The sequence below is a fragment of the Collinsella sp. CLA-AA-H167 genome (genome assembly GCF_040095305.1).
GTDB lineage: Bacteria > Actinomycetota > Coriobacteriia > Coriobacteriales > Coriobacteriaceae > Collinsella.
The window spans coordinates 39,935-53,675 of record NZ_JBBNGA010000006.1 but is presented as its reverse complement, the minus strand read 5'-3'; the positions used below and the strand labels follow the sequence as shown (position 1 = coordinate 53,675).

Genomic DNA, 13,741 nt, shown 5'->3' with positions numbered 1-13,741 from the left:
TTCTATGCCAAGGAGGCATGTGCAGTGATTGATTCGAAACAGCTTAAGCAAAATGTGGTCAAGGCCGTGGAAGAGATTCGCGCGGCCAATCCGATGGCCGGCTCCATCACCAACACGGTGACGATCGACTTTGTCGCCAACGCACAGCTCGCCGTGGGCGGTTCGGCCGCCATGGTCTATCTGCCAGACGAGGGCGAGGCACTCGTTGCCGGCGGCGGCGCCATCTATCTCAACATGGGCACGCTCTTCCCCATCTACGAGCAGACGATTCCCCGCGCGGCCAAGGCGGCATACGACGCCGGCAAGCCCTGGGTGCTCGACCCGGTGGGCCTGGGCATCGGCAGCCTGCGCACCCAGCTGGTAAACGAGCTCAAGCAGTACAAGCCCGCCATCGTGCGCGGCAACGCCTCCGAGATTATCGCGCTCGCCGGCCTGTGGGGTCTTGAGGGCGAGGCGGCCGATCTGAGCCGCGTACGTGGTGTCGATACCACCGACACGGTCGACGCCGCCCGCGATGCCGCCGTGGCGCTCGCCCGCTACACCGGCGGCGCCGTAGTGGTCTCTGGCGAAGTCGACCTGATCACCGACGGCACGACCGTGGCCAAATCCCACGGCGGCAGCCCGCTCATGTCCAAGATCACCGGCTGCGGTTGCTCGCAGGGCGGCGTCCTGGCCGTGTACGCCTGCGCTGCCGACCCGTTTACGGCAGCCGTCTGCGGCACCGCCGTCTACAACGTTGCCGGCACGCGTGCCGCCGCTGTCGCCGATGCCCCGGCAAGCTTTAAGGTCGCCTTTATCGACGAGCTCTACCGCGCAACCGCCCAAGACATCGCCGATAACCAACTCGAGCTCGAGGAGGCATAAGCCATGTCCGAACCCGCAACCAACGCCGGCATGAACACGCTCGTCGCCGTTGCCATCGCCCCGTGCGGCACCGGCGATGAGCTGTCCGCCGAGGTCGCCGAGGTCGTGCGCGTCATTCGCGAGAGCGGCCTTCCCAACCGCACCACCTCGATGTTCACCGAGATCGAGGGCGACTGGGACGAGGTCATGCAGGTCGTGCGCGACGCAACCTTTGTGTTGGCGAGCAAGGGCATCCGCACCGAAGTCGTGCTCAAAGCCGATATTCGACCCGGATTTACCGACACCATGACCGGCAAACTCGAGCGCATGGAAGCACAGATCAAGAAACAGGAGGAAGCACGATGAGCATCCGCGACAACCTTGATATCTCGGCCTATCTGGTACTCGGCCCCGAAAACACGCTCGGGCGCCCCGTGGGCGATGTGGTGGCCCAGGCACTCGACGCCGGCTTTACCTGCATCCAGGTGCGCTCCAAGGTGGCAAGCGCCCGCGAAATCATCGCACTGACGGGCGACGCCGCGCAGGCAATCGCAAAGGCTGGCAAGACCGGCCAGGTCGCCCTGCTGATTGACGACCGCCTGGACTGCGTACTCGCCGCGCGCGAGCAGGGCATTGCTGTCGACGGCGTGCACGTGGGTCAGAGCGACATTCCCGTCGAGGTCTGTCGCAAGCTGCTGGGGCCCGACGCCATCGTGGGCCTTTCGGCCCGTTGCGAGGAGATGCTCGAGTACGTCAAGACCGCCGACATGAGCCTAGTCGACTACCTGGGCATCGGCCCACTCCACGAGACCGAGACCAAGCGCGACTGCGGACGCGCGGCCGACGGCTCCATCATCACCAAGAGCTTTGAGGACCTGGCCGCACTCCACGCGGCAAGCCCCGTGCCCATCGTGGTGGGCGGCGGCGTCAAGACGGCCGACCTGCCGCAGCTCAAGGCCACCGGCGTCGATGGCTTCTTTGTGGTGAGCGCCGTCTGCAGTGCCGACGACCCCCACGCCGCGGCCAAGGAGCTTGTCGACACCTGGCAGCAGGCATAGACATAGGCCGAGCAGCTGCTCCGCGGCCTCATATCTTCAGCAATGGAAAGCGCATCCCAGTTTGGACGTCCATTCCGGGATGCGCTTTCCGCCGAGCACACGGCAAGTTGCTCTACCCCGCTAGGTAGGCCTCCAGCGCAGGCAAAGTCGCTTCCGCATCGTGGCGGCCGATCTGGTAGATGCGCTCGAGCTCATCCGGTTCGCGGCACAGCGACGGCACCTTCACCGATTCGCTCGGCCGCACTACAAAGATTTCGCCGGCAGCCTCGCGGCGTGCCAGGTCATCGAGCGTGGCATTGTAGACCTCATGCCGATGCTCAAGCGCTGCGACAAACTCCGGGTAGTGACGGAACACGCGCCGCAGCATGGGCATCACGTTGTTGGGCTGCTTCACAAAGCCCGCCGGCTGCGTGAGCACCACGATATTGCGGTCATACCCCTGCGCAAACAGCCAAGCGCTGGGAATGGAATCAGCCACGCCACCATCCAGATATTTATGCCCCTCAATGACAACGGGGCGCGTCGCCACGGGAATCGCCGACGACGCCCGGATCCACTCGATATCCCTCTCGTCGCCATAGGGCAGGTCGTGGTAGACGGCCTTGCCTGTCTCGATATCGGTACACACGCACGTAAACCGCATGGGGCAGGCGCGATATGTCTCCAGGTCGATGGGATCGCGCTCGATGGGTACCTCGTGATAGGCAAAATCGGCATTGAACATGTCACCGGTTCGCAACCAGCTCGTCACGCTCGCATAGCGCCTATCGGCACAATAGGCCTTGTTGTAGCGAATGGCGCGGCCGATCTGGCGCGATTTAAAGTTGTAGCCAAACGCCGCGCCCGCCGAGACGCCCACCATATGGTCGCAGGTCAAACCGTGCTCCATCCAAACGTCGAGCACGCCCGCCGTATACATACCGCGGTAGCCGCCTCCCTCGAGCGCGAGCCCCACCGTGCGCGCCGTATTCGGCTGTGCCATGCGACCATCTCCGTTCCTGCGTTTTAAAACGGGACAAGTATACCCGTCAACATATATCGTCTCATTCGCATTTTTATCGAACATCGCATCGCCGCGCTACCGCTTGTCGAATAATAGCCGCCCACAGCATGTGCGCCCATATATAATTGTGCGCTGTTGTTTATACTACGCAGCAGTTATCAACAACGAACATTAGCCGGCAAAGTAACTCAACAACGCAGCAAGGCGGGGCCTGGATACACGCAAAACGCCGAGCAACGACGCGTGTACACAACGAGCTCGCCCGACGCAATCCGCCCCGACCTCAGAAAGCCGCTTAGAACATGGATACTGTCAGCAATTACACCGAAACGCTCGAAAGGACCGTCCGTGACCTTCTCGAGCGTCAGGATGATCTGATTAGGACCGCCTTTACCGACCAGCTTACCGGACTTGGCAACCGCGGCGGCTTTGCCCGCTCCCTCGAGGAGCTCTGGGGGCAGGACACCCCCGTTACCATGGCGTTCATCGATATCGACAATCTCAAGCACTGCAACGACGTCTTTGGGCATGACGAGGGCAACCGCTATATCTTACAGGTAAGCCTCTATCTCAAACTGTATATGAAAGTGGACGAGGCGGCGTTTCGCATAGGCGGCGACGAGTTTGCCATCCTATCTACGATTGCGACCGAGGACGACCTCGCCGAACGTCTGAGACACTGCCGAATGATCCTGCTCAAAAACAACGATTCCGAGATGCCTCATTCGTTTAGCTACGGAGTGGCACACGCCGACCCCGCCCTGGGCGAAGCCTCCAATCGCATGACACTCGATGCCGACCATCGCATGTACGACCACAAGCTGCGCCATGCCATGCACCTTGATCGACGCAATATCGTGCAAGTCCACGCCGACGACTTCGAAATAAGCGACCGCGTTTTCGATGCCTTTTCGATGCTCAACGAAGGCCGTTATTGCTTTATCGAGAACTTGGACAAGCATCGCACCCTTTGGTCACAAGGCGCCTTGCGCGATCTCGGTCTTCCTTCCGAGCATATCGACAACTGCCGCGATTACTGGAAAACGCGTGTCCATCCCGATGACCTTGAGGCCTATACCAGCGATATCGACCAAATCTACAACGGCTCCAAACACCGCCGCGTCATGCAGTACCGTATGCGCAATGCCGCGGGCGACTACGTCCTTTGCCGCGCTCGCGGGTTTCGTATCGACGGCGACGGAAATACCCCCTCGCTCTATGTCGGCGAGCTCGTCAACCACTCGCTTGCCGAAACCGTCGACGCCGCTACGGGCCTCGGAACGCAGCGTATGCTGATCAACGCTATCGATGCCTGCCGTCGCGACCGTTGCGAGACGGGGCTTATAGCGGTCCGCGTTCGCGGCACGGCAAAGCTCAACGAGCTCTATGGGGCCGAGGCTGTCGACAACATGCTCGCCGAATACGCAGGCCGCATGTTGTCGATCACCCGCGGCAGGAGTCGCGTCTTCCGCTCACGAAACGCCCAGTTCGTCGTGCTTAGCAACGAGTTGGGCCACGAGGCATTCGAGCAACTGACCCATCATCTTAAAGAAGCCGTTTTCGCTCCTGTTCAAATCGCGGGCGATACCATTACCCCCGTCTGCCTCGTCGTTCCGGCCTTTTACGAGCGCTTAATCAATCAAGCGACCGCCGTTTTAGGCGAGCTCGACCGTCGTCTTCGTGCGGCCGGCGGGCTTGTTCCCAACGACAGCCTCCCCATACCTGAGATTGAGCGCAAAAGCGCCGTCGCCGAACGCATCGATACGCTCACGGGCCTCTATCGACCCAGCGAGTTTATGCGGCGTGCCAACGCATTTCTGAGGACAGGGCACGACGGCGCTTGGTGTATCGCCACCGTCGACATGGGACACATGCGGCTGTTCAACGAATGGCACGGACAGGCCGAGGGCGACCGCATGCTCGCCGATGTGGGCACGGTCCTCAAGGACATCGAGAATGCCGACATGGGCGTCGCAGGGTACTGGGGCCAAGATGGCTTTTGCGTACTCATCCCCTTTGAGCACGACACCGTCCATCAGATCTATAGCCGCATTCGCCAGGCCGTGGCCAAGCATGATAACGGCGTAGGTTTCTGGCCGTCCATGGGTGTCTACCCCATCGACTCCAACGAGGAAATCACCATCGATGCACAGGCCAAGGCCATGTTTACCAATCGACGCGCGAAAAACGACTTTAAGGATCGCATTGCCGTCTTTCGCCCCGAGGAATACAAGCGCGAGGTTGCGTTTCACCGCACCCTCACCGAGTTCCAGTATGCGCTCTCAAACGACCGCATCACCTACTACCTGCAGCCACTGGTTGATATGGAAACCGGCGAGATCATTGGCGCCGAGGCGCTCACACGCTGGATCGACAAAGATGGATCGTTAATTCCGCCCGCGTCCTTTATCCCGGCGCTCGAGGAAAGCGGCTTTGTGGTGACGCTCGACAAGTACATTTGGCAGGGTGTCGCCTCGTGGCTGCGCAAGCGCATCGACCAGGGGCTTCGCGTAATTCCGATTTCCCTTAACGTGTCGCGTGTCGACATCCTCGCCTGCGATGTCGCCAAACACATGAGCGCACTGGCTGCTCAGTACAACCTGCCGCCCGAGCTCATGCGCATCGAAATCACCGAAACCGCCTATACCGGAGAATCCGAGGCGGTGGACAAGCTGACGGCAGACCTGCATAATCAGGGCTTTTCGACCTATATGGACGACTTTGGCACCGGCCAGTCCACGCTCGCAATGCTCAAGAACGTCAACGTCGATGTTATCAAGCTCGACCGCACCTTTTTGCCTGATGGGAAAACCGACAACCGGAGCTCCCAGATCGTGTCGTCTATGCTCGAGATGGCGCAATCGTTGCACCTGCCCGTTGTGGTCGAAGGCATCGAGACAAATGAGCAGGCACAGCTGCTGCGCCAGATGGGCGCCCGCTACGCTCAGGGCTTCCTCTACCACTGCCCCATGCCGGCGAAGGATTTTGAGGCATTGTTCGATGGTGGCAATAACAACTGATACGCTCGCGCGCAAAACACCACCGTCTAGGGGAGCATTTGTCCCCATTGGCTAACTCATATCCCCAATTCAAACCGAATTGGGGATATGATACGGAGCATCCTGTCACCCAAGGAGGTTATCCATCATGAACGAGTCGTATCGCATGGGCGAGCAGTCAATCATTGCCCATCTTCAGCGGCTTGCGAACGGGGCCTCAACCGCCGAGCTCGACGTTGACGCGCTGCCCACGGAGTTGCGCGCCGTCGGCGAGCAACTGCAGAAAACGCTCGCCGTTTTGCAACAAGAACGCCAGTTGCTCGAACGTAGCGCCTATATCGATTCGCTCACCAATCTTGGCAACCGCGGTGGACTCGACCGCCATGTCAATCAGCTCTGGCGCAAAGGCGTCCCCTTCACCTGCGCCTATATTGACATCGATCACCTCAAGCACTGCAACGATAAGTTTGGCCACGCCGAGGGCAACCGCTATATTCTGGGCATCTGTCATGCGCTCACCGAGACCATGGAGCGCGATGACCTGCTGTTCCGTATCGGTGGAGACGAATTTGTACTCGTGTCCCCCACGACAGGCGAAGCCGAGCTCGAGCAGCGCTTGGAGCGGACACGCACCGATCTTGTCGAGGCAACATCGGACGGCAAGGCGCCCATGATCGCCAGTTTTAGTTTTGGTTGCTCGCACGTCGACCCGCTTGCAGGCGATTCGCGTCGCCAGATGACAATGGATGCCGATCGCAAAATGTATCGCTACAAGCTCATGCACCGCGTGCAGCAACCGAAAGAAGACAACGCGCCGATGCGGCCGATTGCCGATCAACTTCCTTGCAACGACCGCGTGTTCCAGGCGATCTCCATGAGCTCCGAGACACGCTATCCGTTTATCCTTAACCTCGATACGGGAGAATCGCAATGGTCGGTCAACGCCGTGCGCGATTTTGATCTGCCTTCCCAGCACCCTTTCAACTCGGTCGACATGTGGCTTGCCCGCGTTCATCCCGAGGACTGCGACAACGTACGCGCCGAGCTCGACATGGTGATAAACGGCACGTGGCACTTCCACTACATGCAGTATCGCGTAATGGACGCCACTGGAAAATACGTGCTTTGCGACTGCACGGGCTACCGCTTGGACGGCACCGATACCGAGCCCAACATGTATGTGGGCACTATCATCAACCGAAGCCTAGCAGATACGACCGACTCGGTAACGGGTCTGGGCGATGTCCACGCCCTGGTCAACGCTATTGGAGAGATGCGCCGCGTGCCGCGCGAAGCTGGCTTTATTGCCATTAAGGTCGACGATATCGCCGAGGTCAATGCCCGCTTTGGATTCGACGCAGGCGACCGCGTGCTCGCCGAAAGCGCCGCCTGCCTCATGGATTGTTCGCGCGGCAAGGGCCGCCTGTTCCGATCAACAGGACCGACATTCGTGGCGCTTTTCGACGACCTTGATCCCGAAGAGACCAACGCGATTGCAGAGGAAATCGAGCGGTTCCTGGGTTCGCCTGTGCTCATCGGATCGCTTGAATACCAACCGCCCATTCGCGTGGCTACGCTTCATCTGGACGCCGTCGACCGACAGCCCGTTTCCATTCTGAATGAACTCAAAGCACTGCTTAAAGAGGCGCCGCAAGTACCGGGCACCAAGCTGGACTAGCACCACGGGGCGCGATGTGAAACACAAACCGTTTCGCATCGCGCCCCACGCCATCTTCCCTCTCGTGCGATAATCCTCCGCAGAAGTCACCAACAGCAGAGGGAGTTTGTGATGAAGGTTCTTTTGGTCAACGGCAGCCCCAAGGCAAACGGCAATACCGCCCGCGCACTCGCCGAGGTCGCCGAGCAACTCAACGCCGAGGACATCGATACCGAGGTGTTCCAGCTGGGCGCCAAGCCCATTCGCGACTGCATCGGCTGCGGCCAGTGTGGCAAGCTTGGCGGTCGCTGCACCTTTGACGACGACGTGGTGAACGAGCTGATCGCTGCCGCCGAGCAGGCAGATGGCTTTGTCTTTGGCTCACCTGTCTACTATGCGCACCCCAGCGGCCGCATCCTCTCGGCTCTCGACCGCGCCTTCTATGCCGGAAGCAAAGCTTTTGCACACAAGCCGGGCGCTGCCGTCGCCGTTGCCCGCCGCGGTGGCACGTCGACCACGTTCGATGTACTCAACAAGTACTTCACCATCAACCAGATGCCCGTGGTCGCCTCCACCTACTGGAACAACGTCTTTGGCGCTGTGCCGGGCGAGGCCGATGGAGATGCCGAGGGTCTGGCCACCATGCGAAATATCGGCAAAAACATGGCCTGGCTCCTGCGTTGCATCGAGGCAGGACAGGTCGCCGGCATCGAAGCCCCCGAAGCCGATCGCGCCAGGACCAACTTCATTCGTTAGAACGGCGGAACATTATATGAACGTGCAAATTTTTGGCACCAAGAAGTCCTTCGACACCAAGAAGGCCCAGCGCTATTTTAAGGAGCGCCGCATTAAGGTGCAGTTTATCGACCTTAAGGAAAAGGAGATGAGCAAGGGCGAGCTCACGAGCGTGATGCAGGCGGTCGGCGGCATCGACAAGCTGCTCAACCCCAAAGCCAAGGACGAGGAGACGCTCGCGCTCATCCAGCACCTCACCCCTAGCCAGCGCTTCGACAAGTTGCTCGAAAACCAGCAGGTTCTAGCCGAGCCCATCGTGCGCAACGGCAAAAAGGCCACCGTCGGTTATTGCCCCGATGTATGGGGAGCCTGGGAGTAGCCTGTGTTATTTGCCGGCGCATGGGTATAAGAGCAGGCGTTTGGCATAAGATTCAACTGTAAGCCATGTCTAACAAAGGAGGGCACATGCCCAACAAACCCGTGAAGATCATCATGCTTACCGGATACCTCGGTGCCGGCAAGACCACGCTGCTCAACCACATCCTCGCTAACGACGGCGGCATCCGCGCCGCCGTGATCGTCAACGATATCGGCGAGATCAATGTGGACGCCAGTCTCATCGCCGACGGCGGCCTTTCCGAGACCGATGACCTCATCCCGCTCACCAACGGCTGCATCTGCTGCACGCTTTCGGATGACCTGGCCAACCAGCTGCAGGGCATCGCAGATTCGGGCAACTTCGACTACATCATCATCGAGGCATCGGGCATTTGCGAGCCCATCCCCATCGCCTACACCATCTCGAGCTTCTGCGACGAGGCCAAGGTGGGCGGCGAGCCCAAGCTCGCGCTCGACAACATCGTGGCCGTAGTCGACTGCGCTCGCATGTACGACGAGTTCAACGGCGGTCGCGACCTGCTGGCCGAGGATATCGACGAGGACGACATCGAAAGCCTGCTCATCCAGCAGATCGAGTTCTGCTCCACGCTGATCCTCAACAAGACCGATACCGTGACGCCTGAGCAGATCGCCGAGCTCAAGGCCATCGTGCGCAGCCTGCAGAAGGACGCCGTGATCGTCGAGGCCCAAAACGGCGAGGTCCCCATGGAGGAACTGCTCGATACCGACCGCTTCGACTTTATGCGCGCCTACAACTCCGCCGCCTGGATCGAGGCCATGGAGCACCCCGAGGAGCACGACGACCCCGAGGTGCTCGAGTACGACATCGAGACCTTTGTGTACTCGCGCCGCAAGCCGTTTGACCTGCAGAAGTTCACCGATTTTGTTGAGCAGGAGTGGCCCGACGAGGTCATCCGCGTCAAGGGCCCGCTGTGGCAAGCCAGCAATCCGGACATGTGCTACATGTTTGAGCAGGCCGGCCACCAGATGCGCCTGATGGAGAACGGCTTGTTCGTTGACTCCGCGCCCGAGGGCGAGAAGCAGAAGATCATCGACGAGAACCCCGAGATCATGCAAATTTGGGACGACGAGACAGGCGACCGCATGACGAGCCTGTGCATCATCGGCCGTCACATGGACAAGGATGCGCTCATCGCCTCCCTCGATGCCTGCCTGACTGACTGGCACCGCGCCTAGGTTATCCAAACGGGCGTTTTTCGCCCACGTAACCGCCAAACCACCACGAAGGTGCCTGTCCCCTTCGTGGTGGTTTTTCGTTCTGAGCCAAGGAGATTCATGTTCAATATCGTGCTGTATGCACCCGAGATTCCGGCCAATACGGGCAATATCGGCCGTACTTGCGTGGTCACCGGCGCCCATCTGCATCTGGTGGAGCCGCTGGGGTTTTCGCTCGACGACAAGACGGTGCGTCGCGCCGGCCTGGGCTACTGGCAAAACTTGGACGTGACGTCCTATGCCGGCTGGGAGGATTTCCTTGCTCGCAACGACCTCTCCCCTGCCGACGAGCGCCTACATCTGCTGACCAAAAAGGCACGCCGCACCTATGCGCAGAGTACCTACCGCGATGGCGACTACTTGGTCTTTGGCAGCGAGAGCTCGGGCATACCCGAGCCACTGCTTGCCGCGGCGCCCGAGCGCTGCGAGCGCATCCCCATGTTGCGCGATTGCGACTCGCTCGAAAACGCCGACGCCTGGGAGGCCCACGAGGAGTCGCTCGGGCATACCGAGGACAGCCACGAGGCTATCCTTCAGCAGGATATCTGCGGCAACTTCGTCAATCCGGACGACTACCGCATCAGCGCACTCAACCTCTCCAACAGCGCCGCCATCGTCCTCTACGAGGCCCTGCGCCAAACAGGCTTTCCGGGAATGCGACAAAGGGGCTGTCCCTTTGTCACATTCGGTTAGAGGTAGCGACCGGTGATGCTTGCGGAGCAGGCTGCAATGTCGCCAGGCGTGCCGGCGCAGACGATTTGCCCGCCCGCGTCACCGCCGCCCGGGCCCATGTCGATCACATAATCGGCGTTACGGATAAGGTCGAGATCGTGCTCGATCACGACAACTGTGGCGCCCTTGGCAACGAGGCCGTCAAACACACTCAGCAACACCTGGACATCGAGCGGATGCAGGCCGATCGTGGGCTCGTCGAACACGAATACGGCATCATCCTGCACGCGGCCCATCTCGCTCGCAAGCTTAAGGCGCTGCGCTTCACCGCCCGAGAGCGCCGGCGTGGGCTCACCGAGCGTGAGATAGCCCAAGCCCAGGTCATGCAAGGTCTGCAAGCGCGTCTGAACCTTCTTGAGCCCCAGCGTGGCGTCGAGAGCCTCGTCCACACTCATATCCATGAGCTGCGGCAACGTAAGCAGACTCCCGTCCTTGCCCTCGCGATGGATATGCGAAGCAGCGTCTGCATAGCGTGAGCCACGGCACGTGGGGCAGACGATCTCGACATCGGGCAGAAACTGTACGTCGAGCGATATCGAGCCCGTGCCATCGCACGTAGGGCAGCGCAGAGTGCCAGTGTTGTAGCTAAAGGCGCCCGCCTTGTAGCCGGCCACCTTGGCCTCGAGCGTACGGGCGAAGGCGCGGCGCAGCTCATCATGGATGTCGGCATAAGTTGCCACCGTCGAGCGCACGTTGGCGCCGATAGGCGTAGCGTCAATCAGGTTTGCGCGGGCAATGCCTTCGGCATCGACCCAACGCACGTGCCCCGGCAGGCGCTCGCCGGCCGCCTGCGCCTTGAGTGCCGGGATGAGCGTCTCGAGCACCAACGTCGTCTTGCCCGAACCCGAAACACCCGTAACCGCAACGAGACGGCCGCGCGGGATATCGACTTCAAGCGACTTGACGGTATGGATGGTATCGGTCGCCATGCGGATATGGCCCTGGTCGAACATTTCGTCGTCAGTCACCTGCGGACGCATGCGCTTGGGGTCTGCGCGCAAAAACGGGGCGATGCGGCTGCCCTGCGATTGCTCGACCTCGTCCACCGTACCTGCAGCGATCACATTACCGCCGCCTGCTCCGGCAACGGGGCCCATCTCGACCAGATAGTCAGCTTCCGCTAGAACGCGCGTACCGTGGTCAACAACAACCACGGTGTTGCCGTCATCCACCAGATCGCGCATTACGCCCACCAAGCCGTCGACATTGGCAGGATGCAAGCCAATCGAAGGCTCGTCCAGCACATAAAGCACACCTGTCGAGCGGTTGCGCACCACGCGGGCAAGCTGCACGCGCTGGCGCTCGCCTGTGGACAGCGTGGCGCCGGCGCGGTCGAGCGAAAGGTAATCGAGACCCAGGTCGACCAGGCGACGGGCCGCACTCAAAAACGAATCGCAGATATCCGTCGCCATGGGCCGCATTTCGGTCGGCAAGGATGCGGGCACGCCGTGCACCCACCCAATCGCCTCGCCCAGCGTCATGGCAGCCGCCTGCGCCAGATTGATACCGCGCACCTGGGGCTGACGCGCAGCCTCGGAGAGGCGCGTGCCGCCGCAGTCACGGCACGGCCCCTCGCGTAAAAAGCGTGCAACGCGCTTAAGCCCCTTATCGTCCTTAACCTTGGCGAGCGCATTCTCGACGGTATAGACGGCGTTGTAATAGGTAAAGTCAAGCGGCGTGGCGCCCTCGCCGTTTTTGGGAACGTAGAGGATGTGCTTCTTAACCGCCGGACCATGGAACACGATGTCGCGCTCTTTAGGCGTGAGCTGGTTAAACGGCACGTCGGTGCGCACGCCCATCTCGCCAGCCACCTGCTTCATCAGGTCCCACATGAGCGTGCCCCAGGGAAGCACCGCACCCTCGTTGATAGTCTTCGACTCGTCGGGCACCAGGCTCGCCTCGTCCACCTCGCGCATAACGCCCGTGCCGCCGCAGGTAGGGCACGCACCGCCGCTGTTGAAGGCAAGGTCCTCGGCACTTGGCGCATAGAACTCGCGGCCGCATGCGGGGCATGCGAGCGACAGGCCTGCAGCCACATTAAGGCTCGGCTCCACACGCGCCCCGCAGTGCGGGCACACGTGATGGGCGCAGCGGCTAAAGAGCAGACGCAGGCTGTTGTTGAGCTCGGTCATGGTGCCAAAGGTCGAGCGCACACCCGGTACGCTGGGGCGCTGATGCAATGCGAGCGCCGCCGGCACATGCAGCACTTCATCCACCTGGGCATGCTCGGCCTGCGTCAGACGGCGACGGGTATAGGTGCTGAGCGCCTCCAGATAGCGGCGCGAGCCCTCGGCATAAAGAACTCCCAGCGCCAGCGAACTCTTACCCGAGCCCGACACGCCGGCAATGCCCACGAGCCTTCCCAGCGGAATATCGATATCGATGTCCTTGAGGTTGTGGACACGTGCACCGCGCACCTCGATAGCACTTGGTTGTTGCGACACCGTCATCGCTCCCCTTCCTGTTAGCCGAACGTGGCAAAGGGACTGTCCCTTTGCCACGTTACTCGCACTGTGCTCGCCTGCGCCAGTCTTCGCAGGTCAAATACGTAAAGCACTCGGTACGCACATCGCCCATAAGCTCGCAAAGTACGTCGCGCTCAACGTGATGCGGCGCGAATCCGCACTTTTGCTGAACGCGTAACGACTTGTTATTGCCCTCGTAGTACCCGCACCAAAGCGCCTTGCAGCCAAGCGTATCGAACGCATAGCGCTGCATGGCTCGCACCGCTTCGGGAGCAAAGCCTCGACCCCAGAACGGCTTGGCGATCCAATACCCCACCTCAAACTCGAGTCCGCCTCTTTGGCTGTTCGACTCGCAGCGAGGCGGCATGAGCCCGATACTACCCACGGGCTCATCTGTCGCAGCCAGGCAAACGGCAAAGGTATGGGGCGCCGCAAAGACTGTCCGAATGATCTCCCTGCTCTCCTCAATGCTTCGATGGGGCGGCCAGCCCGCAGCCGGTCCCACGTCCGGGTCGCTCGCATGTGTAAACAGGATCGCCGCATCCGTCTCGCGCCACGGACGAAGCGTCAAACGCTCGGTATGAATCGCCATGTTTTGACCTCTCCCAAACATC

The 13,741-nt window shown here is 60.8% G+C and carries 12 protein-coding genes; 9 read left to right on the top strand and 3 right to left on the bottom strand.

Annotated elements, in window-relative coordinates; all coding sequences use genetic code 11:
- The first annotated feature begins 24 nt into the window (after positions 1 to 24).
- Genes thiM through AAAT03_RS05335 form a run of 3 tightly spaced genes read left to right on the top strand, consistent with a single transcriptional unit; the run spans position 25 to position 1,901 of the window.
- Positions 25 to 864 carry a hydroxyethylthiazole kinase gene (thiM, locus tag AAAT03_RS05345; protein ID WP_349102776.1) on the top strand — a complete coding sequence of 280 codons (840 nt, stop codon included), beginning with the start codon at positions 25 to 27 and terminating at the stop codon, positions 862 to 864.
- Positions 865 to 867: 3 nt separating this feature from the next.
- Positions 868 to 1,209 carry a thiamine-binding protein gene (locus AAAT03_RS05340; RefSeq protein WP_225093307.1) on the top strand — a complete coding sequence of 114 codons (342 nt, stop codon included), beginning with the start codon at positions 868 to 870 and terminating at the stop codon, positions 1,207 to 1,209.
- Positions 1,206 to 1,901: a thiamine phosphate synthase gene (locus AAAT03_RS05335; protein WP_349102775.1), complete on the top strand. Its 696-nt coding sequence runs from the start codon at positions 1,206 to 1,208 to the stop codon at positions 1,899 to 1,901. Before AAAT03_RS05340 ends, AAAT03_RS05335 begins: the two co-directional genes overlap by 4 nt.
- A gap of 112 nt (positions 1,902 to 2,013) precedes the next feature.
- Here AAAT03_RS05335 and AAAT03_RS05330 read toward each other — a convergent pair whose 3' ends face one another.
- Positions 2,014 to 2,883 (bottom strand): patatin family protein, encoded by an 870-nt coding sequence (locus tag AAAT03_RS05330; protein ID WP_349102774.1) that lies wholly within the window; start codon positions 2,881 to 2,883, stop codon positions 2,014 to 2,016.
- A gap of 323 nt (positions 2,884 to 3,206) precedes the next feature.
- Here AAAT03_RS05330 and AAAT03_RS05325 point away from each other — a divergent pair, with 323 nt between their 5' ends.
- From AAAT03_RS05325 to AAAT03_RS05300, 6 genes are all read left to right on the top strand, one after another.
- Positions 3,207 to 5,924, top strand: a complete 2,718-nt coding sequence (locus AAAT03_RS05325; protein WP_349102773.1) for an EAL domain-containing protein — start codon at positions 3,207 to 3,209, stop codon at positions 5,922 to 5,924.
- Positions 5,925 to 6,051: 127 nt separating this feature from the next.
- Positions 6,052 to 7,581 carry a diguanylate cyclase gene (locus AAAT03_RS05320; protein ID WP_349102772.1) on the top strand — a complete coding sequence of 510 codons (1,530 nt, stop codon included), beginning with the start codon at positions 6,052 to 6,054 and terminating at the stop codon, positions 7,579 to 7,581.
- 111 nt (positions 7,582 to 7,692) lie between these two features.
- Positions 7,693 to 8,316, top strand: a complete 624-nt coding sequence (locus AAAT03_RS05315) for a flavodoxin family protein (RefSeq protein WP_195246895.1) — start codon at positions 7,693 to 7,695, stop codon at positions 8,314 to 8,316.
- 16 nt (positions 8,317 to 8,332) lie between these two features.
- Positions 8,333 to 8,674 (top strand): ArsC/Spx/MgsR family protein, encoded by a 342-nt coding sequence (locus tag AAAT03_RS05310; RefSeq protein WP_055252194.1) that lies wholly within the window; start codon positions 8,333 to 8,335, stop codon positions 8,672 to 8,674.
- An 86-nt stretch (positions 8,675 to 8,760) separates the two neighbouring features.
- The gene (locus AAAT03_RS05305; RefSeq protein WP_118226587.1) at positions 8,761 to 9,891 is read left to right on the top strand and encodes a GTP-binding protein; all 1,131 of its coding nucleotides are present in this window, start codon (positions 8,761 to 8,763) and stop codon (positions 9,889 to 9,891) included.
- A 99-nt stretch (positions 9,892 to 9,990) separates the two neighbouring features.
- Positions 9,991 to 10,623, top strand: a complete 633-nt coding sequence (locus AAAT03_RS05300) for a tRNA (cytidine(34)-2'-O)-methyltransferase (RefSeq protein ID WP_349102771.1) — start codon at positions 9,991 to 9,993, stop codon at positions 10,621 to 10,623.
- Here the strand turns inward: AAAT03_RS05300 and AAAT03_RS05295 are convergent.
- Both AAAT03_RS05295 and AAAT03_RS05290 read right to left on the bottom strand, forming a co-directional pair.
- Entirely contained in the window at positions 10,620 to 13,112 is a 2,493-nt protein-coding gene (locus AAAT03_RS05295; protein WP_349102770.1) for an excinuclease ABC subunit UvrA, read from the bottom strand. The two genes, AAAT03_RS05300 and AAAT03_RS05295, sit on opposite strands and share 4 nt — an antisense overlap.
- 52 nt (positions 13,113 to 13,164) lie before the next feature.
- Complete coding sequence (locus AAAT03_RS05290) at positions 13,165 to 13,719, bottom strand: GNAT family N-acetyltransferase (protein ID WP_349102769.1); 555 nt, start codon at positions 13,717 to 13,719, stop codon at positions 13,165 to 13,167.
- Positions 13,720 to 13,741 lie beyond the last annotated feature (22 nt).